The organism is Bartonella sp. AA168HLJHH (assembly GCF_042197365.1).
In the GTDB taxonomy this organism is placed as follows: Bacteria; Pseudomonadota; Alphaproteobacteria; order Rhizobiales; family Rhizobiaceae; genus Bartonella.
In genome coordinates this window covers 46,998-72,246 of record NZ_JBHIRS010000005.1, presented here as the reverse complement: position 1 = coordinate 72,246, position 25,249 = coordinate 46,998, and the positions used below count along the sequence as shown (strand labels likewise).

Below are 25,249 nucleotides of genomic sequence, written 5' to 3'. Positions count from 1 at the left end.
TAAGGTTTATTTTTTAATATTTGCGAATAAGTCCGGTAAGTTTTCCTTGTATTTCTATACGCTCGGATTCGTATGTCCGTACTTCATAATGAGGATTTGCGGCTTCTAATGCAATAGAAGCTCCTTTGCGTCGATAACGTTTTAATGTGGCTTCTTTTTTATCAATAAACGCAACAATAATTTCACCTGTTATTGCTGTATTTTGACGTTTCACAATGATCGTATCTTTATCAAGGATACCAGCCTCCATCATAGAATCATCTTTAACTTCTAATGCGTAGTGCTCACCTGTATTAACCATATCGAGTGGAAGAGAAAGGCTGTTTATTTGTTGCAGTATAGCAGAGGCGGGTACGCTCGCAGAAATACGTCCCATAATAGGAATGGTGATATTTTTTTTTTCTTCTTCATCAAAGGGACTCAAGCTTTTTGATATTTCCCTTTTCTTTCTTTCTATCATACTGGGAGAAATTTTACGTGCTAAAGAAAGGTTAAATGTTATTTTCTCAGGAAGTCGAATCACCTCCACAGCACGAGCACGATTGGGCAAGCGACGTATAAAACCTCGTTGTTCTAAGGCTATAATGAGCTTATGAATACCAGACTTTGAAGAAAGTTCTAATGCATTTTTCATTTCTTCAAAAGAAGGAGGAACACCAGTTTCTTTTATATGGTTATGAATAAACAAGAGTAGCTCATATTGTTTACATGTTAACATTCAATATTCCAATCAAAATAATAAAAATTAGTAAAGTAAAAATACATGTATATATAGCACTTTTACAATTTTTATCGCCAAATCAAAATTATTTTCTTTGTTTTTGATCTTATCGTTTAATAAATAAATATGTTTATTTATAGATATATTTAAATTGTTATTTATATACTGCATATATACATTAATATTAAATAATGTATATATATACTTTATAGTTCTGACTGAATTATCCAACACTAAATTTTGTGACTAGTATTATCCTTTTCTTCTAAAAATATATCTACGTATTTTGTAATTTTTGATATAAAAAAGTTAATTAGAAGGCATTCTATATATTCAAAACACTTAAAATAATTTTGCATACTGCATATTATTTCTGCTTTTTTATTCTTAGTAAAATTATCTACAGCTCTAATAGTGAGCATAATTTATAGTCATTCGGGATATTTTCAATGAGACTAAATTTTTGCTTCATATCTACTTGATTCTATAGGATAAATTGGCTTTCGTTATATATTCATTATACATGAATAAAAATCATACTCTCAAAGCCATTGTTGCTCATTGTTCCATTTTCAAGTCTAACGTGTCAACCGCTATATACTATTTTCATGAACCCTAATGTTGCGATAATTTTTGGTTGTTGAAAGGAGGCATAAAAGGTATTTTCATTTCTTTTTTATAGTTTTATTCTCTCGCTTATATCGATCAAGAAAATGCTTTTTATTGTTTCAATATAAAAAAGATTTGAAATGAGAAAAACTTACAGTATTTGAGAATTTTCACTCAAGTGAAAAATAATAAATTATTATAAATCAATATATTATCTTATAAATCTGTATTCATATTTGAGAATTGAACACTAAAATATAAAGATATAAAAATAATATTATAATAAAAGGTATTTTTTCTTCTCTACCCATTATGCTCAACAACCCATGTGAGGGGAAAGGGGTATTTCTCATAATTTTAACGCTTCGAATCTATGCAATATTTTACAGTAAAATTTTTCCTTTATTGAAACTTCAAAAAGAAGATTAAAGAGTACTTATACAATGATGAAGTAAAGGGGCGAAAACGGAAAATTATTGATAACTGAAGAAAATAATAATATTTTTTTTCAAAAGGTGTTGACCTAATGGAAAGTCAACCGTATGTTCCCTTCACTTTCTACAAATTAGATAGTGTGAAAACTAGATAGCTTGTGTGAGAGCGCGTAGCTCAGCTGGTAGAGCAACTGACTTTTAATCAGTAGGTCCAGGGTTCGAATCCCTGCGCGCTCACCAAATTTAAGTAATATCAATAGGCTATAAAAAGTTTAAGAATCTTTTTTGTTTTGATTCTTTTTGAAGTTTTTATTGATTCTATAGCCTGTCATTTTCTATCAGCTGTTTTAGAATAGAGCAGTGCTATGCTGTCTCCATTTTCAACAAACTTGCGGATAGGGTTGTACCTGCGTTGGCAGCACATGCGGTTTCTAATTTTCTCAATCCATAGGTGGTTTTTTAATACCCACTGCATTACATGATTCGCAAAACAGTTGCTAAAATCACCACTTATTCACACTTATATTATGAAATGAATTTTCTATAAGATGTTGATTTGTTTAAATTTTAATCTTTTTAACATCTAGTATAGTACATTTATTTTGTATGAAAACCATAAAAAGGTTAACAATACGTTAATTTCTTGATAGAAGGGGCCAATTCAAGAGTGGTATATGCGTGAGGGGAATCATTTAAAAACGTAAATTCTTCCGTTGCGTACAAAAAGCGTGACGTGGTTTTTACAAGTAGTACTTAACAGAAATAAGTGGACTGAATAGATGCCTTCAAATAGAAAAAAGAAAATTACTTTTATGATTAAACCAACACTTCAATTGTTTTCTATGATCGTCATTTCTCAGTCACTGGTATCTTGTTGCGCAAGCCAAACTATGAATTTTTCAATAAAAGATTCCTATCATAATAAACCAATTAACGTAAACACTTCTGTACTACCTCAACAAGTCTCCAATAAGAAGAATCAATCGGAAGAAAAAAAGCGTGGACGAGCGATTGTTGGTAAACCTTATCAAATAAAAGGAAAGTGGTATTATCCTCAAAGTGATCCAACTTATAAACGTGTTGGCGAAGCATCATGGTATGGTTCAGATTTTCATGGACGTTTAACTGCCAATGGTGAAATTTATGACATGAATCTTTTGACTGCTGCTCATCCTACAATGCCTTTACCTAGTTATGCTCGTGTTACTAATTTGAAAAATGGATCTTCAATCGTTGTTAGAGTGAATGATCGCGGACCTTTTATGAAAGACAGAATCATTGATTTATCAAAGCAAGCTGCGGCAATATTGGGGTATGTAGATAGGGGGGTCGCAGATGTTAAAGTAGAATATATTGCTGAAGCACCTGTTGGCTATTATGATGGTGCATATTTAATGTCCTCTTATACTCCTGGAAATGCTGCCCCATATTCATTAGCGTCGGAAAATATTGCGAAAAAAAGAGAAACTGTTTTGTTAAAAGAGCAGCGCAATACAAGGAACAAAAAAGACTTAGCTAAAGCTGCTGCTGTTGAACAAGAACAACGTAATAAAACTGTTGCAGTTAAATTGCCAGAAATTGGTCCTATCATGGTTGATAAGCCGATACCATTCGATCAAGTTGCTTCTATAAATAAGCTAAACAAAAAAACAAAGGTTAATTGGCTACAACTGTTTTAAGAAAAAATGCATTGATTTTTTATCTATATAATTTTCTAGTAAAAAAGGTAAGAAATTACGGATTTAGTGTAGGATTTTTATCTTAAAGCGCTTTGTCCTTTTCAAAAAGCATGGTTGGGTTCTATTATTATAAATTCAGTACGGCCTTTTCACTCCATTGCTGGTCTATTCGTCGTTTTATGATATTGCTTGCTTAATAAAGCGCGTACTTTTCTTGCTGTAATAGCTTTTGCTAGACGAAGGTAAATTATTGTGTCAGTCTGTTTGTGTAATCTCTAAAACAACTTGTACAATCGATTTGAGAGGAATAAAAAGCTTAACAAGTAAAAAAATATTTTATTTTGATTCGGCTTTGCATCTTTCTAAAGTATCTACGGTAATATCTTATGAAAAGATTATGCATTATCTCATGCTTTTGTTTATCATGTTCTTTAATGGAGTAAGTTCCCTCACGAAAAACAGAGCGTCTCAAACAAAATACACTTACATTGCCAATTCATGGACTTATTTAAAAGAGACATACTTTAACACGCTACAAGCCTATTTTGCGACAGCGCCTGTGAATGGTATAACTGTTAACGCCTTTAGACATCAGCATCTTTACTCTTATGAAGATATAAATCGACACCATCATACACTTTGCAAATCCCCAATGTTTTGTGCGATAATTCTTAACACTTGAGAGGTTTATAAGAAGTATTTTTACTCTCTTTTTTAATAATTTTTATCCATATACGAACCCTACTTATGACCCGTAAGTAAGCGATTTTTAATGAATTCAATATGAGAAGAGGAGATGAGAGAATCTTACAGTATTTTGAGTTAGCTTCAATTTTAAAATGATAATTTATCATAACAAATCAAAATACTATCAATAAAAATAGGAAAAAATCTTTTGTCTCTCATACATTTAAAATGTTAAATTGAACCTACATGGAAGATAAAAAACGTGTCATATTATATATTCTAAAGCTAAATGAAAATAAAATCTTTTTATGAGTTGTAAATAATTCCTCAATTTTCAGAAATCAAAAAGTTTTTTCCTATATAAGATTCTTTATGTTGATCTTTGGGATGGGAGGAGCAGCTATGTATACAGCATTAAGGATCTTATTGATATTATGGGGAGTATTGGCATTTGATATGTGGGGGAGAGCACAAGATTTTCAAACTCCCGCATCACAACTGTTATTACTCGATGATGATACAGAGACAATACTTTATGAAAAACAAAGTGATATTCCTTTTTTTCCTGCTTCATTAGTAAAATTGATGACAGCAGAAGTTGTATTTCATCAATTAAAAAAAGGATTATTAAAAAGTACGCAGAAATTCAAGGTCAGTGAAAATGCTTGGCGCAAAGGTGGAGCACCTTCCGGTACAACCACTATGTTTGCAAAGATAAAGACAGAAATCAGTGTTTCTGATCTTTTACGTGGTTTAATTATTGTGAATGGAAATGATGCTGCTATTATTCTTGCTGAAGGAATATCAGGACATGAAGATCATTTTGTAAAACTGATGAATCAGCGCGCAAAAATAATCGGATTATCTCAGAGTCATTTTGTTAATGCTACAGGGCTACCGGAAGAGGGACAATTTGTAACTGTGCGTGATATGATTATATTAGCACGTCATATTGTTCAGAAATATCCGGATTATTATGCACTTTATTGTGAGCCTCATTTTACATGGAATAATATTTTTCAACGTAATAAAAACCCTCTTATTTCTAAGGAAATTGGTGTAGAAGGATTTGGTTTTGGCTACAGTGAAAAAGAAGGTTTTTCAATGGTTGCCACCATTTCTAAAAATCATCGACGTCTTTTTTTAGCAATCAATGGTTTGCAAGATGGTAAAAAATATACAAAAGAAATAGAACGCATTCTTCAATGGGGGATGACGGCATTTGATCTCAAAACAATTTTCACAAAAGAAGAAACGGTTGGTCTTGCTTCTGTTTATGGTGGAAAGAAAAGTTTTGTCCCACTTATTGTCAAAAAACCGATAAGTTTTATGCTTTCCAATGAAAAAGAAGTTAATGTTAAAGCAAAAATTAAATATCATGGTCCATTGAAAGCCCCCATCGTTTCTGGGCAATCAGTTGGTGTTATTCAAATTTTAGAAGATAAAAAGGTTCTTCTGGAAAAACCAGTTTTTGCCGGAATGAATATTCAGGAAGGAAGTTTCTTTGCAAAAGTAAAAAATGCATTCTATGAAATAACAATTGGATGGTTACGGAAATATTTGTAGTTACGCGCTAATAAGGTTAAGGTCATACGTGTCAGGTTATTTTATTACATTCGAAGGAGGGGAGGGGGTAGGAAAAACGGTGCAGATTTCTTTACTTGCTGAGTCTCTCTCTCACCAAGGTTATGATGTTGTTACAACACGAGAACCAGGAGGAACGCCAGGAGCAGAAGCAATCCGGCATATTTTGTTGTCGGGGCAGGCGCGACAGTATGGACCGTTGATTGAAGCTGTTTTGTTTACAGCTGCACGCGTCGACCATTTTCATGAAGTTATTGCACCTTCTTTGCAAAAAGGTAAAATCGTTTTATGTGACCGCTTTATTGATTCTACACGCGTTTATCAAGGACTCAATAATAGAGTCAGTTCTTCTCTTCTTTCTGTTTTAGAGTGTATTGCGCTCAATGGTATTTTGCCTCATTTAACATTTTTATTAGATATGCCAGCAATGTGTGGTATGAAGCGTGCAAATTTACGAAGAAAAAAAACAGAAGAAATTGATTATTTTGAAAAAGATCAGTTGGAAATTCAAGAACAAAGACGTAAGGCTTTTCTTCAATTGGCCAAACAAGAACCCCATAGATTTCGAGTCATTGATGCCACTGGCTCAGTGGAAGCTATTGCTCATCAAATAAAAAATATTTGTCATCAGGTATTGTTGGATCAGCTTTCATGAGTAATTTAAATACCTTACGCCAATATGATGATATTGATACAATTTTATCACCATCCCAGAACAATGTTATCTTTGGTCATGAGGATGTGCGTCATTTTTTGACACAAATGCTTAAAGAAGAGCGTTTGCATCATGCATTATTATTTGAAGGAGAATACGGGATTGGAAAGGCTACATTAGCCTTTCATCTTGCTTGGAACATTTTAAGTTTTCAACAGAGTTCTTTCTTCAAACCCGATCCTTATTCTACCCCATGGCGCCAAATTACACAAGGAAGTCACCCTGGTCTTTTGTATATTTCACGTCGATTTGATGTGAAAACGCAAAAGTTTAAAACAGGAATACTCGTTGATGATATCCGTGATATTATGCATTTTTTAAGTCGAACATCGCAAGATAATGGATGGCGTATTGTTATTATTGATTCTGCAGATGATATGAATAGAAATGCAGCAAATGCAATTCTCAAAATACTTGAAGAACCACCTACAAAAACGTTATTTGTTATTATCGCACATTCTTCAGGAAAATTGCTTCCAACAATCCATTCACGGTGTCAAAAAATTTCTTTTCGTCCGTTGAATAACGATGAAATGAAAAAAGTTATTATACATATTTTCGCCGATCAGGATTTACCTGATGAAAAAACAATTGAAATGATTATTAAAAAATCTAAAGGAAGCCCTCGAAAAGCCGCTTTACTTATTTGCCATGGCGGTCTTGAAATTATTAAAACAATTGATGCTCTCCTAGAGAAACCTGTTTGTAACGCAACAATTGTACATACTCTTGCACAAACATTTTCATCTGCTTCTTCTACATTCCAATTTCAACAATTTTGTGATGAAATTCTTAATAAAATTCAAAAAAAAGCTATCATGCTCGTTGAAAAGGGAGACTTATTTCTCTCAAAAAAATATGCGGAAAAATGGCAGGAGATTCATCAAGAAATAGAGGAAATACAACTGTTTAATCTCGATAAAAAGCAGTTTGTTATTAACTTACTTTTTAAAGTTCATAAGATCATTCATGAGAATTAGTTTTTCCGTGACAATGCGATGAACAAGCGTTATGTCATTATATCTTCTATTTATAGCGTTTTACAACGAGTATGACATGCGTGACACATATTACATAACAACTCCCATTTTTTATCCTAATGGTGCTCCACATATTGGACATGCTTATAGTGCCATTGCAAGCGATGTTTTAGCCCGCTTTCAACGGTTAAACGGAAAAAATGTATTTTTTCTTTCTGGTACAGATGAGCATGGTCTCAAGATGCAACAAACCGCAGCTGCATTAGGCATGACACCTCAGCAACTTGCAGATCGTAATAGTGCGGTGTTTCAAAAAATGCTTGCAGTATTAAATTGTTCTAACGATGATTTTATCCGTACGACAGAAGAACGCCATTATCAAGCTTGTCAAGAAATTTGGAAAAAGATGGAAGCAAATGGCGATATTTATCTCGGTCGTTATACGGGGTGGTATTCGGTTCGCCAAGAAGCCTATTATGAAGAAAAAGATACGGAAATTGGAGCAGACAACATCCGTCGTGAGAAAGAATTAGGCTCTCCAGTTGAATGGAATGAAGAAGAAAGTTATTTTTTTAGACTTTCTCATTATGAAAAGGCTCTTCTTGAATATTATGAAAAACATCCTGATTTTATTGCTCCATTTGAGCGGCGTAATGAAATTATAAGTTTTATCAAATCAGGTTTAAAAGATATCTCTATTTCACGCGCAAGTTTTAACTGGGGAATTGCTGTTCCTGAGAATCCAAAGCACGTGATGTATGTCTGGGTTGATGCGCTTACAAATTATCTATCAGCAATAGGTTTTTTCAATGAAAATTCAAAAAAACGTGATTTTTGGCCTGCAAATACGCATATTATTGGTAAGGATATTATTCGTTTTCATGCAGTCTATTGGCCGGCATTTTTAATGTCTGCTGGAATTGAATTGCCTAAAAATATTTTTGCACATGGTTTTTTACTTAATCGTGGTGCAAAAATGTCAAAATCTATTGGAAATGTCGTTGATCCTTTTGAAATGGTTGATCATTATGGTCTTGATCAGGTCCGTTATTTCCTTCTCCGTGAAGTGCCATTCGGACAAGATGGTAGTTATAGTCATGAAAGCCTTGTGAACCGTATTAATGCTGATCTTGCTAACGATCTTGGTAATTTAGCACAGCGCTGTTTGTCTATGATTGCCAAAAATTGTAATGCACAAGTCCCGAAACCAGCTTCATTTTTAGCTCAAGATAAACAGCTTTTAGAACAATCTCTTCAAGTACTTGAAACTGTACACCAAGCTATGTCTTCTTATAGTATGCATTTAGCACTTTCAGCTATTTTTTCAATTGTAGCAGATGCCAATCGCTATTTTGCCAACGAACAACCTTGGAGTTTACGTAAAAACGATCGAGAACGATTTTCTACAGTTCTTTATATAACTGTAGAAATCTTGCGTAGAATAGGAATTATGCTTTTGCCTTTCATACCCCAATCAGCAACGAAACTTCTTGATAGCCTTGCAGTTGCTGAAGATGATCGGTTATTGTATCATATAAGTCATTCAAAAATTCAAGAAGGGCTTGATCTTCCACCACCAGAACCAATTTTTCCTCGTTATATCTTGAAGAAAGAAGACACTCATCATGTTGATTGATACACATTGTCATCTTGATTTTGAAGACTTTTCACAAGATTTGGATAATGTTATCCAACGGGCTTTAGATGCTGACGTTAAACGTATGATAACAATTTCAACCCATGTTCATAAGTTAGATAAACTGTTAGCCATTGCGCAAAGCTATGATCAAGTCTTTTGTTCCGTTGGAACACACCCCAATCACGCGCATGAAGAACAAAATATTACAGCGGAAGAGCTTATACAGCTCTCGAATCACCCTAAAATTGTTGCGTTTGGGGAAGGGGGCCTTGATTATCATTATGATTACTCTACACCAGAAGAGCAAAAGAAAGTTTTTCAAGAACATATCATTGCTTCTCGAGAAACACAGATTCCTCTTGTTATACATTCACGCAATGCCGATATCGATATGGAGAAAATATTACGTGAACAGATAAAAGAAGGAGCTTTTCCCTTTATCCTTCATTGTTATTCGTCTGGAATGCAACTTGCTCGTGCTGGAATTGAACTTGGTGGTTATATTTCTTTTTCAGGTATTCTTACTTTTAAAAACGCACTTGAAATCCGTGAAATAGCAAAAATTGTGCCCCATGAGCATTTGTTAGTGGAAACAGATGCTCCATTCTTAGCACCTAGTCCCCATCGGGGAAAAACAAATGAACCATCTTTTGTATGTTATACAGCAGCTGTTTTGGCTGAAACAATTGGCTTAAGCATTGAAGAAATAGCTCAAATAACAACGCGTAATGCTTTTCGTTTATTTAGCAAAATGAAATAAGGCAAAAGATATGTGTGATCAATACCGATTTACAATATTAGGGTGTGGGCCTTCTCCAGGAGTGCCAAGACCTAATGGTGATTGGGGAACATGTGATCCGAATAATCCTAAAAATAAACGCTACAGAAGTTCTTTATTAGTTGAACGTATTAAACCATCAGGGAAAAAAACAACAATCGTTATTGATACGGGGCCGGATTTTCGCTCACAAATGATCGATGCGCGTGTAAGCCATCTTGATGCTGCTCTTTATACGCATTCTCATGCAGACCATATCCACGGTATTGATGATTTACGCAGCTATGCACTTGCACAAAAATGTTTAATAGATATCTATGCCGACAGATTTACACTAGAGCATCTCAAAAGTGCTTTCGGATATTGTTTTCAAACTCCAAAAGATTCATCTTATTCTCCCATTTTAAAAGAGCATCTTATCAATGAAGATAGCCAATTTATTATTCAGGGGCAGGGCGGAGAAATAAGCGTCAATACACATTTACAACACCACGGAAACATTCATTCCTTAGGTTTTCGGATTGGGAATGTTGCCTATTGTACGGATGTTAGTGAATTTCCTGAAAAAACTTTATCCAAATTAATGGATTTGGATGTTCTCATCATTGAAGCTCTTCAATTTAAATCCCATCCGAGTCATTTTTCTGTTGATCAAGCATTACAGTGGATAGAATATTTAAAGCCGAAACAAGCAATACTCACACATATGGATAGAACTCTGGATTACAATAAGGTAATAAATTACGTTCCATCCTATGTAAAACCTGCATATCAAGGTCTTACTTTTGAAACAGATGCATAAGCTTATTATGCGCAATATTTTAAGTTAAATAAAACACTTTTAAATTTATCCTTTATTTTATTTCATTTTTGACATATTTAGTGTTTTTTTATGTTAAAAATGAGGCTTTTATGTATAAGAATTTTAAGCGGGGTGTATGTATTGTGGTTTTAGCGGTTTCCTTGACAGCATGTGGGGGGCGTTTAGAAAAAAATATTGCAACGACAACATTACATGACGGATCAATGAGTTGTGCCGATATTCAACGGGAGTTTTTTGCTAATAAACGTCAGATTAATGATACAATTGCAGAGCGTTCTAAAGCAAGAAATAAAAACGTGGCTTTAGCAGCGGCAAGTGTTGTATTTGTACCTGCTTTGTTTTTTATGGATACTAAATCCAGTGAAAGTAATGAAATTTCGGCTTTAAATAATCGTAATGCTGTTTTAAGTGATCTTGCACGTATGAAACGTTGTAAAATAGTACAGTAATTTTTCTTATTTATCATATGTAATTTCATTTTTTGGTCTTTAAGGAATATACCTTAAAGACCAAAATTTATTTTAAAAGTAAATTGTATGATATAAATATTATGATGATGTTTTAAAGTAGGGTTTTCTTTTTGGATAAAGGATTTATCTTCTGCATCATATTATCGCATAATATATATTATGGAACTTTATGGAAAAGTATAGCTAGCATCAGCGTTTTGAGGAACGAAGCTTTAAAATGAGCTACTTAAGTTAACTAAGATCGAAAATCGAGCCTGTTATTCTGGCTCGAAAATTTCAATTACAATGTTTTTTTATTTTTTACTCTTTTAAAAAAAATAATTACAATTTGTAGTACTATAAAAGCTAAAAACAATATTCCATGAAATAATGGTACAAATGGCTGATAAATAAAATCGGAATAATATATTGTTATTGCTTCAATCAACGCTGCAATACACCACACAATGATACCCCATAGTGAATACATCCAAAGTCCAACTAAGGCAATAGGATAGAGAATAGCCAATATAGCTGATGCAAATTGCCACTGCCAAGGCATAAGATCAAAACGCCATAGAATACCTGGAAAAACCCCAACAAGGCGTATCCAATAACAAATACCTAGAACTAAGCAAATAAATGCCAAAAACCGTAAGTAACAGTTATAGATTAAATTGATTTTTGAAATCTGTTTGTGAGAATTATTTTTCACAATAATAACTCTTGTTCAACAGGTTGGAAGTAAGAATCTACCATTTCATCTGTCACATTTGAAAGTTTATCTGGTTGCCATTGAGGTCTTTTATCCTTATCGATTAACATAGCACGTATACCTTCATAAAAATCATGTGAATGAATCATATGATACGCTATGCGGTTTTCAATTTTCATACAATCTTCCAACGTTTGAGATGAACTTTGTTTCATTTGTTTCCAGATAACTTTTAAACTTGTCGGAGAACGTGACTGCAAAATATCATAACATTCTTTAGCAAATAAAACATCTGCATTGCTTTTTTTATGTAGCAACTCGAGACATTCTTCTAAGGTATGGGCACTAAAACAAGTGTTAATAATACAACGTATTTCATGACTTGTTTCATAATCTTTTGTAATTGCTCGCTCGTTTAAAGCTAAAGTAGGATCTCCTTGCTCAATAACAGCTTTTCTAATCATATCGAATTCAGTTTCAGCAACGGCGTGTGTTGCTAGTCCTAAATTTAAGCAATCTCCCCACTTTATACGTGCACCAGTTAATGCAAGATAGATACCAAAATGATTGGGAAGAGATGGTAAGAAAAAACTTGCACCTACATCTGGGAAAAATCCAATCGCACCTTCTGGCATAGCAAAAACTGTATTTTCTGTAACAATTCGATGCGAGCCATAGAGAGAAATACCTACCCCTCCTCCCATCCAAATACCGTTTAAGAAAGAAATATAGGGCTTTGAAAAATGTTTGATATAAGCATTTAAACTATATTCATTTCTAAAGTATTGACAAGCAGCAGCACTTTTCCCCATATGATAGATTTCTACAACATCTCCACCAGCACAAAAAGCACGCCCTTCCCCTTCAATTAAGACACAAGAAACATTATCATCTGTTTCCCATGTTCTGAGAGCTTTTTTTAAAGCTGAAACCATTCGTTGATTAAGAGCGTTTAATGCTGAAGGACGTGTGAGCTTTATAATACCAGCACGCCCTTCTTTCGTAAAAGAAATATCATCATCTGCTCCAAAATTAATTTGCATCTCACACCCTTCTTAAAACAATTATTTCATTGTTTTTTTATACTTTTTGCCCCAAGTTTAGGAAATATTTGCATGATTGCGCCAATACAATATATATAAATTCCTGTTACCGAAATTCCTATTTTAACCCAATAGGGAGCCTCTAGTTGATAAAAGAAGGCAGAAACACCAAAAAAACACCATAAGAGAAAAATGGGAAAATTAATTCTACGTAAACGAAGGACTCTTACTGGATGAATAAAATAAATTGGCAAAAAAGATATAATCGCCGATAGAACAATAATAATAAAAGTAATCCACTCTCCTGGTCTGACGACAAAAAGCGTAAAAATCATCATATTCCAAACAACAGGAAATCCTTTAAAAAAGTTTTCTTTAGTTTTCATACTAGTATCTGCATAATAAATAGCAGATGAAATAACAATAATTGCACTCAATGAAAATGATAACCCTACCCCCATGAAACCACTTTGATAGAGTGCAAAGGCAGGAATTAAGACATAAGTCACGTAATCAATAATATTATCTAACAGCTCTCCAGACCATGTTGGAAGAACGTATTTAACATCAAGTTTGCGTGCAATTGGTCCATCTATACCATCAACGAGAAGAGCAAGCCCAAGCCAACAGAACATAGCTGTCCATTCTTTTTGAGAGGCTGATATAAGAGAAAGAAACGCTAAAAATGATCCCGAAGCTGTTAGTAAATGAACGGAAAAGGCCTTTGCTTGTGGCATTGTTACTTTTTTATGGCGTAATAATTTAGCATTTGTTTTGATTTTCTTTGTTAATTTACGTTTCAAGGTTTTCTTATCCTCGTTTTTAAAGTCTTCAACCATCTATCAATACGCCATTTTTTAACGATGATATAACTCAGCATTTAAAAAAATCATAAAAAGGTTACTTTTTTATATCGCATTATTTATTACATACTATAATAATAGAAGAGCTTCATATAATAAAAAGAGAGAGATCATTTGGAAATGTTAAAATATTTTCTCAATGAATAAAGGTTCAAATCGTTGTGATATTTGAAAAGGAAGAGTATAAAGATATTGCTGTTATTGGTGCAGGTCCTGTCGGAATGTTAGCCGCGCTGAGTCTTGCACAGAAGGGGCTTTCTGTTTTTCTTGTTGGGCCCCCTGCTCATACAGATGAGTTACGGACAACGGCTCTTATGATGCCCGCGATACGCACGCTTCAAAAACTCAATATTTGGGATAATCTTCAAAAACATGCAGCTGCTTTATCGTCCATGAGAATTATAGATATAACTTCTAGAATTGTGCATGCTCCTACGGTGCATTTTTCTTCTACTGAAATTGGCGAAAAAGCTTTTGGCTATAATATACCTAATGTAAAATTGAACAGTGCTTTAGTCGACGCTGTTACACATACACCCAATATTACAAGATTTGTTTCTGCAGCCAAATCTGTTCATCACACAAAAAACCATGTATGCATTACTCTTGCTGATCATAGAATTATTCAAGCACCACTTGTTGTTGCAGCTGATGGACGTCACTCTCTTACACGTGCCGCAGCAGGGATAAGTGTCAAACAGTGGAATTATCCACAAAAAGCACTTGTTCTCAACTTTTCTCATGAGTTTTCTCATCAAAATACATCAACTGAATTTCATACAGAACACGGTCCATTTACACAGATTCCACTACCAGGACGAAGATCTAGTCTTGTATGGGTTGTTCATCCTTCCCGCGCTGAGGAATTATTAAATATAGAACCAAAAACAATTGCAAAAATGATCGAAAACCAAATGCAATCAATGCTTGGAAAGCTAAGCTTAGAAACATCAATTCAAGCATGGCCGCTTTTCGGACTTCTTTCTCATCATTTTGCTGCTAATCGAACAATTTTAGTGGGTGAAGCCGCTCATGTTTTTCCCCCTATTGGGGCACAGGGATTGAATTTAGGATTCCGTGATGTCCAAACTTTAATTGATATTTTACCCAATAAAATATCCAATTCTAACTCTGAAATGATTGTTGCACATTATAACAAATGCCGCAAACCAGATATATTAATCCGAAGTGGAGCTGTTCATGCGCTGAACTCTGCTCTACTTTCTCATATGTTGCCTGTTCATATCATACGAAGCATTGGGCTTGGTTTGTTGCATAGTTTCCCACCATTACGTAATTTATTTATGCGCGAAGGAATGTATCCCGGTTATGGATTTAAGGAAATTATGCAAATATTTCCAACAAAATCATCAAAACAGCTCTACTAAGCAATAATGGATAATAACGTAAAATAATAAATAATAAATTGCATTTTGCAATCATATCTATTACTGATATAAAAAATATTTTTGTTCTTTATAAGAATTAACAAATTATATTAAAATAATTAATTATATTTATTTGATTTATTTATAATAATAACATGTGTAATTAATATAACTGTAAATTATTTTTTATTAAAAATTATTATATATATTTAGTATGTTGATATGAAATAAGAGAAAACTGAATTATATACTACAAATTAAATTATAAAGATATCTTCTAAATCATAGCTGTTAAATTTAGAACTATAAATAAAATGAAAAATAATACCGTTTTGAAAAAGTTATTTTATAAAATTAATTTTAATAAGAAAATAAATAATAAAAAAACAGTTTTATTTAATCAATATATTTTTAAAAATTTTTATTGTTAAGTATAATATTAAAAATAAAATCATCTTTGGAACCTGTTAGTAACACAGAGGTTAATGAAGTGTTGTTTCAACAAATGGTAACAAGATGACACTAAATAATTTTTTGAAATTAAGTACTTTTTTTATAATGATTGCATGTGTCTCGTTGATAGTCACGACTTCAATAAGTGAAGTTTTTCACCTTCCTTATTGTCAAACCTTTACCTATAGCTCTACTCAAAAGGTCACTAAAATAGGTCAGAACTCATTTACTGCTTCACAAGTTAAAAATTGTCTTATGCAAAATGGTTTTGGGAATATTAAACGATTGCGCTTAGATGACAATGGTATCTGGCGTGCTTTAGTAAAATTTAAAAAGTCCCTTTTTTTCGTATCCGTTGACTATTCAGGAACAGTTAGCATTCAAAATGAAAGAAAAGAATATGATTGATTTAAAAACTTACAGCAACGTTTCTTTTCACAGCTGTAAGAAAAAAAAATTAAAAAAGTGCTACCATTCTATTAAAGAATTTGCTTTCATTGGCGGTTTAAATGGTAGCATATCAGGAGCTATCGCGGCAACTCTTGCAGCTTATGGTTATATTGCTCTTCCAGGATTTGGTCCAGTTATCACAATGGGTATAGGAGTAGCACTTTCTGCCGGAATAATAATAGGAGCACTGATAGGATCAGGAATGGGAGGGAGTGTCGGTATATGCTGTATTTTATTGGGAAATTTATATGAATCATAATAATTTTTTCTCTTATAAATTTCATAATGAATAGAAATTTCTCGTCATTTTTTCTATGAAAAACAATTAAATCATCAACAAATTATATGTTCTTTTTTTGATGAAACGATTATCATATTATAAATGAAATAACATCTAACTTACTAAAATTCCTTATTTAATTTCTTATTATACCTCAAAAAGTAGATTTTTTAAAAGCATCTCTTGAAGAAATGTAAGCGAGATATAATTATCCATCCATAAAAGCTGTATTTTTTATAGATCAAGAAATAAAAGTTATGTTCAGAAATATATATAAACACACTTTAATTTATTTGCTCTTTCTAATAACAGAATATTTCTATGTAAATTATTTTTCTTAAATTTAAATTTAAGACATTTATATAATATATCATTAATATAGATTGTTATTTATAGATATAATATATTAAAGTATAAGATAAAGGTATTTCATGAAAAAAATATTATTATCATTATTGTTTTTTATGGCATTTTTAATTCATAAAAATTCTGCATTAGCACTATCAAAACAAGTAAATATTTATAAATTAGAAGATAACAATTCCAAAAAGGCTATTGGTAGCATTAAAATTGAAGAAAACATACACGGTTTGATTTTCATCCCTAATTTATCTACTTTATCAGAAGGGATACATGGTTTTCATGTACATGTAAATCCTTCATGTGATACAAAAGATGGTATAATTGGTGGAAGCGCAGGTGGACATTATGATCCGGAACATACCGGAAAACATTTAGGACCTTATAATGTCAATGGTCATCTTGGTGATTTACCAGCACTTTATGTTGATAAGCAGGGATATGCCATAATGAGCGTTCTTGCTCCACGATTAAAAAAAATCTCTGAAATTAAAGGGCGCTCTTTAGTCATTCATTTAGGGGCTGATAATCAATCAGATAAACCATTACCGCTTGGCGGAGGTGGTGCACGTTTAGCGTGCGGTATTATTGAAAAATAAAGAGTGTATTGTGGCAGACTGCGACAGTACACACTCCCTTTACCATAAGGTGTGAGAGAAATTTATTTTTTAAATCTATTTCAAGAAATTGAGTAAACTGTGTGAATATTTTATAAAATTAATGTTTTTTTGAATGTTTAGTTCGGATAACAAAAAGCTTAATAATCATCAAAACGAACAGCAATGGAAATTAAAGAAATAGTAGTGTAAATTCTCCGTAAGAAGACTTCAATATGAGGAAGTAATATTTTCCATGCTTGATGTAAAAAAGCAAAAAAGTCGAATTTCACTCTCTATAATAAAAAATTTATAATAAATTATAATCATTAAGTCTAGTATCTAATGGAATCACGCTCAATGCACAAAATATAACAGGCCTAAAACAGAATTTTTACTCTTCCCCTACTCAACCCTACTCATGAGGTACGTGAGAAAAATTTTAATTGATACAATATCAATATAATAAGTCAAACAAAATAATTAGAGTAATTTTTCATCACTCTGAAAAAAGGCTTTTAAATAATAGAGTCTTTTTAAAAATACTCCTCATAGATACATACGATCCCAATCTAGTGGACGCATCTCACCAGTTTGATAAAATTGACGAATGAGCTTAATATAATCAAGAAAATCTTTGTTTTCCTCCACTAATCTATTAGCAGTATCCCAATCAATATCACTACGTTCTTTGGCAGGAATTAAGATTTCACTCTCGGAAGAGTTTTCCTTATTAAGTCTTATAAATCCAATTCCATGCAAACTTGAAAGCATCCGAAGCTCTTTTAATGTATCAACTCCTTCAATTTCACTAGCAACTAAATAACTCAAATTAGCCCATGAAGAATTACTAACTGTTTGAAAAAATGCTTTTCGTAAATTTGAACGATTGATGAGAATTTTTACTTCAAAAGACCAAAGCTTTGTCTTTTTATCAAAATATTGCAAAACACAGTCTTTGATTTCACGATTCCATTCCTTGCTTAAATCTTGCATCCCTACGAGATCTGGATAAAGCCATTTATTTCCGCCTGCACCATGTTTATTACGAGAACATTTCTCATTAATGCGCTTGCTATAAACTGCAAGCTCTGACCATAAAAATTTAGATAATAATGGATAAAGATCATGCTCTTTAACAGAGCCATCTTCTGTTCTACTCTTTGCATTGTCCTCTATTGTATCAATTTCAGCACTATCTGTTTGTTCAGTAAAATAATATTGTCGCGGTCGTCCTTCAGTGGTTTTAATTTCTGAATAACGCTTTTGTAACTGAGGGCGTTTTGCCCCTATTTCAGCAACAATTTGCTGAATAAGAGCTGCATCACTATTAAGGGGAGTGATTATTGCCGTTGAATTCTTTTGTTTTTGACGGCATTTTTCTGGGTAATTTTCAAATATCCATTGAGCAATTTCTCGAGCTGTAAACTTTTTTGTCGGGTTTTTCTTTAAAAAATTAAAAACAGTGTTTGTTAAATTTAAAGTCATATGAAAAACTCCCCCTTTTATCCTCTGGGTATTTCATTATATTCAGGCGTTTTAAATGAAAGAACAATAAACTGTTTAAGTTTTTTTAAAAAAAGAACATTTATCAAATTACTCAATAAAATTAAAATATTTTTTTTAATTTATAACTATAACTCAAAGATCTTTTCACATAACGAAAATAAGATTGTACTTTTATAAAAAATTGTAAATGTGCTACAAATCCCCATACAAAAGCATAATCTTGTATAACTTTTCTATACATTTTTCTTTTAACGTCGTTAGAAAAAAGTTAAAATAATTATTCAAATATTTGATTGAACCTCACACCCGTCAATTAAAAAAACTTATGTGTTTTATTTTTGAAGCAAAAAGTTATGAGCTCTCAAGTATAGATTCTGAAATGGTAAACTCTGCACACAAACCTTCAAAACTACTATTTGCTTTAATAGCATCATGGGGAATAAGAACATAATACCATTTTTTATCGCCATAAGTTGCCGCATAGCGCGTTGCATGACAACACCATTGAACTGCAGCTTCTCTCTTTTTTAAAACAATAGGATTTTGCATTTCAGAGGCTTTTTTAGGCTCACAAAGATATTTGGCATCCTTCGTTTCTACAACAAAGTCTGGTTCATAGATTGATCCTTTATCATATTCTATTCTGAAAAAACCTCGAGCGGGTTTCATCCATTTCAATACTTTTGCATCATCCTCTAATATTTGGGCAAATCGTAATTCCCCTTCTACTGAATCAAACTTTTGTAAAGGATAACAGCATTTTCTAAAGCCGCTGAATACAAGTTTTTTAATATCGCTTTTAATGGCAGGAATATTACGAAAATCAAGAGGAGACGTCCCTTGCGGCAACACATAATGGATAGGTTGTAAAATTGTAAAACCTCGTGTAACTTTAACCGCATAATCTTTTTGCGTTTCCCATTGATGTTCTCTTAATTGCGCAACAATAAAACTAGTAAGCTTGTGCTGATAGTGAATTAATACGTTCTCAACAGCTGTATCATTGGGTAAATAAGATCGGAAATGTTCTACTATCTGACTAGCTAATTTTCGTAATAAGAGCGTATGGTTATCATAATCGACAAAGTCATTATCAATCAAACCACGAATGATGTAGTTTTCAAGATAAGGCTCTTTGACATATTCATTCTTAGATGTGAGAAAAATGCTTTTATGGGTACGCAATTCTCGAATTAAAAGTTCTTTACTAACAGGTTGAAAATTTAAGTTTTCTAAATTTTCCAAATCAAAATCATAAAAACCATAAGTAACATCACGCGAAGGAATGAGTATAATATTTGGAATATCTATTATTAGTTCTGTTAATTGTTTTGTCAGAATTGTCACCACTTTTGATACAAGAGACTTTTGTGATGAAGGCTTAATATTCATAACTTTATTAGCAATTTTTTCTTGTATCTGTGCAGAACAAAGCATTTGAGAACTTGGCAATTTATCATTCTCTTTGATAAGATCCCACGCGATCGCTGCAATATCTTGCTCTTCAGGCGTTAATGTAGGGGAATCTGTATGACGTAATATGATACCTTGTAAATCAGAAGATGCTCCATTTATATCGGAATTACGTATTACCATCGTTTGCATCAATAAAGCTTCTACTTGACTTGGAACTGTCACTATATCGGTCTTTTCAAAGGGGATATTCCCTCCTGTTCCAATCTCAATATGCTTTTTTATAATTGAGTTTGGATCGTTTGCACGATCAATAATATCTTGAAAACGATCATGCGCAATAATTGTTAAACGATCAATAGCTTCCACGCCTGTTCTATACCCATAAGGCAAACGCAATCCACGCCCAATTGTTTGCTCTGTTAAAATTTCTGAAGCCGATGCACGCAACGGTACAATAGTATAGAGATTCGTAACATCCCACCCCTCCTTTAATTTATTAACGTGAATAACAATTTCTGTTGGGTCATGAGAATCTTCAATTGCAATCAGCTTTTGAATATTTTGATCTTCTTCTATATTCGACTGTTTTGTATGAATCTCTATAACTTTTCCCTTATAAGCTCCTGCAAAAAAATCATCTGTTTCCAATAAATCACGCAATTTCTGTGCATGATTTGTATCTTGAGCGACAACTAAAATAAAAGGCTTAACAAACTTTTTGTTATAATCTTTGGCATAGGCAATTAAATCTGCTTTCACGTTTTCATGGGCATGAATTGCATCTTGTAATTTGATATGTTCTAATTGTTCAGATGTATAATTTTGAGGTTGAAAATCTTTACGTGTAGCAACAGCAGGCTCTTTTACAAAACCATCTCTCATAGCCTCTGCAAGTGAATAACTATAGACAACATTTTTAAAATCTACGGGTTTTGCACCTATTGTTTTTGGTGTCGCTGTAAGCTCTATTCCTAAAACAGGTTTTAACTCATTAATTGCTGCCGCACCAGCAGAAGCTCGATAACGATGTGCTTCATCCATTAACAAAACTAAATCAGGAAGATTTGCGAGATAATCAAAATAACTTTCACCAATCGTTTCTTGTAAGCGTTTAATTCGCGGAATACTAGATTTTAGTGCGCCTTTTTTATTATCCGTTGTATTAATTTTAGAAATATTAAAAATATTGATAAAGGCCGTATCTCTATTCTCAAACAAACGCTTTTGTCCTTGAATATGGTGTTCATCAACACGAATACCTTTACCACTTTCATAATCTTCACCTGTAATAATAACGGGTCTATTGGCAATAAATTCACTCATTCCACTGAAAACATACTTCGGACTTTGGGGACTAAAATCCTGTTTTAACTTTTCATAAATAGTCAAATTTGGCGCTAAAACAAAAAAATGGCGACTACGACCTGTTAAATAAAGATAGCTGATAAAAGCCCCCATAAGTCGCGTTTTCCCAACACCCGTTGCTAAGGCAAAACAAAAAGAGGGAAAATTTCGTTCAAAATCTTGTACAGAAGGATAAAGATTTTTTATCACTTCTAACTCTGCAACCAAATCAGCATTTTTAGAAAGCTCTATATTTTCTAAGATTTTTACCAAAATATTTAAAGATTCACGTTGAGGATCACGTAACGATAAGCGAGCAGAAATCCTTTTTTCAACAGTGTTCATGAAAAACTCCGCTTTTTATATACTATTCAAATAAATCTAATTCTGCTTGCGTAATAATATCTTTATTTTTGTTGTTTTCTTTTACCACAATCACTGGTTCAAGATTGGCTACATTTAAACTGTAATCGTCCCTTCCCCATTCGCATTTTTCTAATATTGCACGGGGGATTTTAGTGAGTGTTAGATTTTCAAAGAATGCTGATTTTGTATCAAAGGCTGTACCACAAACCAGCAACGTGCGATGAGAGCCAACCTCTTCACTCATTATACGGAGTTGTTCATGGGTCATAGCGCTTGTTGTGACATAAATATAATCTGTTTCGGTTGAATACCCTTGCATCCAATAATGATTTTCATCAGGTGCGTAGGTAAATCCCATATGTTTGCACATGGCTTCTGATAGCATGGCAGCATTATATTCGCGACTAATAATCCATTGTCCCCATGGATCTTTTTGCAACAGGGAAGGTGCAAGGCGATAATAACGGAATCCACCGCCACCTTGCCAATTGACACTTTTGGAAATTCCCCCTTGATCAGTTCCATCAATGACTTGTTTTAAACGAGGGATAATGTGGGTGTGACAATGCTCACCAAGTTCAATCATAATCCACTTCCTTCCCATTTTATGGGCAACAGCACCGGTTGTGCCAGAACCAGCAAAAGAATCCAGTACAAGATCACCGGGATTAGTGGCAAGTTGAATAATGCGTTCCATTAAACGTTCCGGTTTAGGAGTTGTAAAGACACTATCAGAATTAAAAATTTTAACTTCTCTTTTGGCATCTTGGTTGTGTCCCACTTCTGTGTAGGGCCAAATCGTCATTGAAACCATACCATTTTTTACTTCTGATAAAAAACGCTTAATACGTGGCACTCCATTATTATCTGTTCCAAACCAAATACGATTATCTTTCAATAATTCAAAGAATTTTTTTTCATTTATAGCCCAACTTCTACCATTAGGAGGCATCACCTTGCGTCCAGAAGGTGTGATGATTTCATAAATATCCTTAGGCGTTACTCTTTTTACGGACAAATCTCCAGATTGCCATAACCCACGCGGATCATTATCAGGATTTTTATAGCGCGCATCCATATCGCTTGAACGAGGAAGCAATTGAGGGCGCCAAATCGTTTTATCTTTGGCATAAACTATCACGAAATCATGATTGTCTGAAAGCCACTTTGCATCATTCTGCGGAGCAAATTTTTTTTGCCAAATAATGTTGTTGATGAAATTTTGGCGACCAAAAATTTCATCCATCATCACTTTAAGATAAGCTTGTTCATCATCATCAATGGAAATCCAGATACTTCCATCATCCGCCAGTAAATGATGTAACAATTCTAGCCTGTCTCTCATAAGGCTGAGCCATATGGAATGCTCTAAACCATCTTCATAATGTTCAAAGGCATTGCCTGTATTATAAGGCGGATCGATATAGATACATTTTACCTTCCCCATATATTCTTGTTCAAGCGCTTTGAGTGCGAGCAAATTATCACCAAAAATGAGTTTATTATCAAAAATATCTTGGGTAGATACTTGGTGCGGAGCGTGATAAGATTTTTCAAGATCTTCTAATAAGATACGAGGCTCTAGTTTTGGGCGTTTTTCTTTTCCAATCCAAGTGAGTTCTAGTTTTTGTTTATTATAACTCATGCGATCGTCCTTAAATTCAAATGCTTGTGAAAAGTAAACAGCTTATTCATGAATGGCTAAATTAGAGTCTCTTAACAATACTTTTAGTACCATCCGACAGCAATTTGAGCTTCTTCTGACATACAATCAGGTGTCCATGGTGGATCAAAAGTCATAGTGACTTCAACATACGAAACCCCTTCAACTGCACTGACTGCATTTTCTACCCACCCTGGCATTTCACCCGCAACAGGACATCCCGGTGCTGTAAGAGTCATTTCAATTTTTACTGAACGATCATCTTCAATATCAATACGATAAATCAGTCCTAGCTCATAAATATCAGCAGGAATCTCTGGGTCATAAACTGTTTTGAGAGCAGCAATAATATCATTTGTCATACGATCAATTTCGTCTGCTGGAATTGCTGATATGTAAGATTTTTTATTTTCGCTTACAGTTTCAACGGATTCTGTAGAATGACGCTCTTCAATTGATTCAGCCATTAAAAAATGTCCTTGTTTCTTGCAATGCTTCTACTAATTGATCTATATCCTCTTGAGTGTTATACATGGCTAACGATGCGCGGCAAATAGATGTTAGACCAAAGCGCTGTAATAAAGGCTGTGCACAATGAGTTCCCGCACGTATCGCAACCCCTTTTCTATCAATAAACATAGCGATATCATGGGCGTGAATCCCTTCAATTGTAAATGATATAATAGCTCCTTTATTGGGAGAATGACCATAAATACGCAATGACTCAACCATTTTAAGTTTTTCCTGCGCATAAGCTAAAAGGGACCTCTCATGGGCATGAATCTTACTCCGACCTTTCTCTTGTATATAATCAATAGCCGCAGTTAATCCAATAGCTTCAACGATAGGAGGAGTGCCTGCTTCAAAACGGTAAGGAGGAGCATTATAAAAAACCTTATCGGTTGTTACCTCCTCGATCATTTCCCCTCCCCCTTGAAAAGGACGCATTTCTTCTAATCTATCTTCTTTACCATACAAAACACCAATACCAGTGGGTCCATAAAGCTTATGACCTGTAAAGACATACCAATCACAATCGAGATCTTGCACATCAACGGTTAAATGTACTGCTCCTTGAGAACCATCAACAAGAACCGGAATAGAATTTTGATGTGCTAGCTTAATAATCTCTTTAACAGGAGGCACCGTTCCTAATATATTGGACATATGCGTTATAGCAACAAGCCGCGTTTTTTCGCTTAAAGATTTTTGGAAATCTTCAATGTGCAGAACACCATTTTCATCGACAGGAACAAAAATAAGTTTAACACCTTTTTGTTCACGGAGAAAATGCCAAGGAATAATATTTGAATGATGTTCCATGATCGTTAGAACAATCTCATCACCTTCCTTGAGTTTTGGCATCGCCCAACCATAAGCAACAGTATTAATAGCTTCTGTTGCATTTTTCGTAAAAACAATTTCTTCAGCTTTTTGAGCATTTAGAAAAACACGAACGGTTTCACGAGAATTTTCATATGATTGTGTTGCTATATTGGCTAAAAAATACATTCCCCTATGCACATTAGCATAACTATAGTGATAATAATTATTCATTGCATTGAGTACTGACATTGGTTTTTGGGCAGAAGCACTACTATCAAGATATGCTAATCGCTTTCCATAAACTTGATGGTGCAAAATAGGAAAATCACGCCGAATTTCTTCGACATTATAAGTAAATGTTTGTACGTTATTTTCCATT

21 protein-coding genes and 1 tRNA gene are annotated in these 25,249 nt (G+C 33.5%); 13 read left to right on the top strand and 9 right to left on the bottom strand.

Going from position 1 to position 25,249, the window contains the following annotated elements; translation table 11 throughout:
* Positions 1-13: 13 nt before the first annotated feature.
* Entirely contained in the window at positions 14-718 is a 705-nt protein-coding gene (gene lexA / locus ACFINM_RS04710; RefSeq protein WP_375621262.1) for a transcriptional repressor LexA, read from the bottom strand.
* A gap of 1,210 nt (positions 719-1,928) precedes the next feature.
* Here lexA and ACFINM_RS04705 point away from each other — a divergent pair.
* The 9 genes from ACFINM_RS04705 to ACFINM_RS04665 all read left to right on the top strand — a co-directional run bounded on the left by ACFINM_RS04705 (position 1,929) and on the right by ACFINM_RS04665 (position 11,098).
* Positions 1,929-2,004, top strand: a tRNA-Lys gene (locus ACFINM_RS04705).
* Between the two features lie 539 nt (positions 2,005-2,543).
* The gene (locus ACFINM_RS04700; protein ID WP_375621261.1) at positions 2,544-3,443 is read left to right on the top strand and encodes a septal ring lytic transglycosylase RlpA family protein; all 900 of its coding nucleotides are present in this window, start codon (positions 2,544-2,546) and stop codon (positions 3,441-3,443) included.
* Between the two features lie 1,089 nt (positions 3,444-4,532).
* A complete protein-coding gene (locus ACFINM_RS04695) occupies positions 4,533-5,696 on the top strand; it encodes a D-alanyl-D-alanine carboxypeptidase family protein (protein ID WP_375640796.1) in 1,164 nt (387 codons plus the stop codon).
* Positions 5,697-5,724: 28 nt separating this feature from the next.
* Positions 5,725-6,369, top strand: a complete 645-nt coding sequence (gene tmk / locus ACFINM_RS04690; RefSeq protein ID WP_375621259.1) for a dTMP kinase — start codon at positions 5,725-5,727, stop codon at positions 6,367-6,369.
* A complete protein-coding gene (locus ACFINM_RS04685) occupies positions 6,366-7,409 on the top strand; it encodes a DNA polymerase III subunit delta' (protein WP_375621258.1) in 1,044 nt (347 codons plus the stop codon). Before tmk ends, ACFINM_RS04685 begins: the two co-directional genes overlap by 4 nt.
* Before the next feature lie 76 nt (positions 7,410-7,485).
* Complete coding sequence (metG, locus tag ACFINM_RS04680; RefSeq protein ID WP_375621257.1) at positions 7,486-9,045, top strand: methionine--tRNA ligase; 1,560 nt, start codon at positions 7,486-7,488, stop codon at positions 9,043-9,045.
* Positions 9,035-9,808 carry a TatD family hydrolase gene (locus ACFINM_RS04675; protein WP_375618142.1) on the top strand — a complete coding sequence of 258 codons (774 nt, stop codon included), beginning with the start codon at positions 9,035-9,037 and terminating at the stop codon, positions 9,806-9,808. The genes metG and ACFINM_RS04675 overlap by 11 nt, the downstream gene beginning before the upstream one ends.
* 10 nt (positions 9,809-9,818) lie before the next feature.
* A complete protein-coding gene (locus ACFINM_RS04670; protein WP_375640792.1) occupies positions 9,819-10,628 on the top strand; it encodes an MBL fold metallo-hydrolase in 810 nt (269 codons plus the stop codon).
* Between the two features lie 110 nt (positions 10,629-10,738).
* On the top strand, positions 10,739-11,098 hold the full coding sequence (locus tag ACFINM_RS04665) for a hypothetical protein (RefSeq protein ID WP_273791051.1): 360 nt from the start codon (positions 10,739-10,741) through the stop codon (positions 11,096-11,098).
* Positions 11,099-11,399: 301 nt separating this feature from the next.
* On the opposite strand, the gene ACFINM_RS04660 is transcribed toward ACFINM_RS04665, so the two are convergent.
* The 3 genes from ACFINM_RS04660 to pcsA are packed head-to-tail and all read right to left on the bottom strand — an operon-like array spanning position 11,400 to position 13,695.
* On the bottom strand, positions 11,400-11,813 hold the full coding sequence (locus ACFINM_RS04660; RefSeq protein ID WP_375613429.1) for a DUF6163 family protein: 414 nt from the start codon (positions 11,811-11,813) through the stop codon (positions 11,400-11,402).
* Positions 11,810-12,856: an enoyl-CoA hydratase/isomerase family protein gene (locus tag ACFINM_RS04655; protein ID WP_375640787.1), complete on the bottom strand. Its 1,047-nt coding sequence runs from the start codon at positions 12,854-12,856 to the stop codon at positions 11,810-11,812. Before ACFINM_RS04655 ends, ACFINM_RS04660 begins: the two co-directional genes overlap by 4 nt.
* 26 nt (positions 12,857-12,882) lie before the next feature.
* On the bottom strand, positions 12,883-13,695 hold the full coding sequence (pcsA, locus tag ACFINM_RS04650; RefSeq protein WP_375621252.1) for a phosphatidylcholine synthase: 813 nt from the start codon (positions 13,693-13,695) through the stop codon (positions 12,883-12,885).
* 185 nt (positions 13,696-13,880) lie between these two features.
* On the opposite strand from pcsA, the gene ACFINM_RS04645 reads away from it, so the two are divergent.
* The 4 genes from ACFINM_RS04645 to sodC all read left to right on the top strand — a co-directional run bounded on the left by ACFINM_RS04645 (position 13,881) and on the right by sodC (position 17,249).
* Positions 13,881-15,107 (top strand): UbiH/UbiF family hydroxylase, encoded by a 1,227-nt coding sequence (locus tag ACFINM_RS04645; protein WP_375629829.1) that lies wholly within the window; start codon positions 13,881-13,883, stop codon positions 15,105-15,107.
* A 516-nt stretch (positions 15,108-15,623) separates the two neighbouring features.
* The gene (locus tag ACFINM_RS04640; RefSeq protein WP_375621250.1) at positions 15,624-15,968 is read left to right on the top strand and encodes a hypothetical protein; all 345 of its coding nucleotides are present in this window, start codon (positions 15,624-15,626) and stop codon (positions 15,966-15,968) included.
* A complete protein-coding gene (locus ACFINM_RS04635; protein ID WP_375640782.1) occupies positions 15,961-16,269 on the top strand; it encodes a hypothetical protein in 309 nt (102 codons plus the stop codon). Before ACFINM_RS04640 ends, ACFINM_RS04635 begins: the two co-directional genes overlap by 8 nt.
* A gap of 452 nt (positions 16,270-16,721) precedes the next feature.
* Positions 16,722-17,249 carry a superoxide dismutase [Cu-Zn] SodC gene (gene sodC / locus ACFINM_RS04630; protein ID WP_375621248.1) on the top strand — a complete coding sequence of 176 codons (528 nt, stop codon included), beginning with the start codon at positions 16,722-16,724 and terminating at the stop codon, positions 17,247-17,249.
* A 546-nt stretch (positions 17,250-17,795) separates the two neighbouring features.
* Here the strand turns inward: sodC and ACFINM_RS04625 are convergent.
* The 5 genes from ACFINM_RS04625 to ACFINM_RS04605 all read right to left on the bottom strand — a co-directional run bounded on the left by ACFINM_RS04625 (position 17,796) and on the right by ACFINM_RS04605 (position 25,248).
* Positions 17,796-18,734 carry a COG2958 family protein gene (locus ACFINM_RS04625; protein WP_375611904.1) on the bottom strand — a complete coding sequence of 313 codons (939 nt, stop codon included), beginning with the start codon at positions 18,732-18,734 and terminating at the stop codon, positions 17,796-17,798.
* Positions 18,735-19,106: 372 nt separating this feature from the next.
* A complete protein-coding gene (locus ACFINM_RS04620) occupies positions 19,107-21,860 on the bottom strand; it encodes a DEAD/DEAH box helicase (protein ID WP_375640777.1) in 2,754 nt (917 codons plus the stop codon).
* A 22-nt stretch (positions 21,861-21,882) separates the two neighbouring features.
* Positions 21,883-23,526, bottom strand: coding sequence for a site-specific DNA-methyltransferase (locus ACFINM_RS04615; RefSeq protein ID WP_375640772.1), 1,644 nt, complete (start codon positions 23,524-23,526; stop codon positions 21,883-21,885).
* Between the two features lie 83 nt (positions 23,527-23,609).
* Positions 23,610-24,011, bottom strand: a complete 402-nt coding sequence (locus tag ACFINM_RS04610; protein WP_273787976.1) for an SUF system Fe-S cluster assembly protein — start codon at positions 24,009-24,011, stop codon at positions 23,610-23,612.
* A complete protein-coding gene (locus ACFINM_RS04605; RefSeq protein ID WP_375629820.1) occupies positions 24,004-25,248 on the bottom strand; it encodes a cysteine desulfurase in 1,245 nt (414 codons plus the stop codon). The genes ACFINM_RS04610 and ACFINM_RS04605 overlap by 8 nt, the downstream gene beginning before the upstream one ends.
* Position 25,249: the final 1 nt, after the last annotated feature.

Bases quoted from the DNA above. Each gene is read 5' to 3' on its own strand.
- lexA (WP_375621262.1), bottom strand. From the start codon at position 718: ATGTTAACATGTAAACAATATGAGCTACTCTTGTTTATTCATAACCAT.
- ACFINM_RS04700 (WP_375621261.1), top strand. From the start codon at position 2,544: ATGCCTTCAAATAGAAAAAAGAAAATTACTTTTATGATTAAACCAACA.
- ACFINM_RS04695 (WP_375640796.1), top strand. From the start codon at position 4,533: ATGTATACAGCATTAAGGATCTTATTGATATTATGGGGAGTATTGGCA.
- ACFINM_RS04685 (WP_375621258.1), top strand. From the start codon at position 6,366: ATGAGTAATTTAAATACCTTACGCCAATATGATGATATTGATACAATT.
- metG (WP_375621257.1), top strand. From the start codon at position 7,486: ATGCGTGACACATATTACATAACAACTCCCATTTTTTATCCTAATGGT.
- ACFINM_RS04675 (WP_375618142.1), top strand. From the start codon at position 9,035: ATGTTGATTGATACACATTGTCATCTTGATTTTGAAGACTTTTCACAA.
- ACFINM_RS04670 (WP_375640792.1), top strand. From the start codon at position 9,819: ATGTGTGATCAATACCGATTTACAATATTAGGGTGTGGGCCTTCTCCA.
- ACFINM_RS04665 (WP_273791051.1), top strand. From the start codon at position 10,739: ATGTATAAGAATTTTAAGCGGGGTGTATGTATTGTGGTTTTAGCGGTT.
- ACFINM_RS04655 (WP_375640787.1), bottom strand. From the start codon at position 12,856: ATGCAAATTAATTTTGGAGCAGATGATGATATTTCTTTTACGAAAGAA.
- pcsA (WP_375621252.1), bottom strand. From the start codon at position 13,695: ATGGTTGAAGACTTTAAAAACGAGGATAAGAAAACCTTGAAACGTAAA.
- ACFINM_RS04640 (WP_375621250.1), top strand. From the start codon at position 15,624: ATGACACTAAATAATTTTTTGAAATTAAGTACTTTTTTTATAATGATT.
- ACFINM_RS04635 (WP_375640782.1), top strand. From the start codon at position 15,961: ATGATTGATTTAAAAACTTACAGCAACGTTTCTTTTCACAGCTGTAAG.
- sodC (WP_375621248.1), top strand. From the start codon at position 16,722: ATGAAAAAAATATTATTATCATTATTGTTTTTTATGGCATTTTTAATT.
- ACFINM_RS04625 (WP_375611904.1), bottom strand. From the start codon at position 18,734: ATGACTTTAAATTTAACAAACACTGTTTTTAATTTTTTAAAGAAAAAC.
- ACFINM_RS04620 (WP_375640777.1), bottom strand. From the start codon at position 21,860: ATGAACACTGTTGAAAAAAGGATTTCTGCTCGCTTATCGTTACGTGAT.
- ACFINM_RS04615 (WP_375640772.1), bottom strand. From the start codon at position 23,526: ATGAGTTATAATAAACAAAAACTAGAACTCACTTGGATTGGAAAAGAA.
- ACFINM_RS04610 (WP_273787976.1), bottom strand. From the start codon at position 24,011: ATGGCTGAATCAATTGAAGAGCGTCATTCTACAGAATCCGTTGAAACT.
- ACFINM_RS04605 (WP_375629820.1), bottom strand. From the start codon at position 25,248: ATGGAAAATAACGTACAAACATTTACTTATAATGTCGAAGAAATTCGG.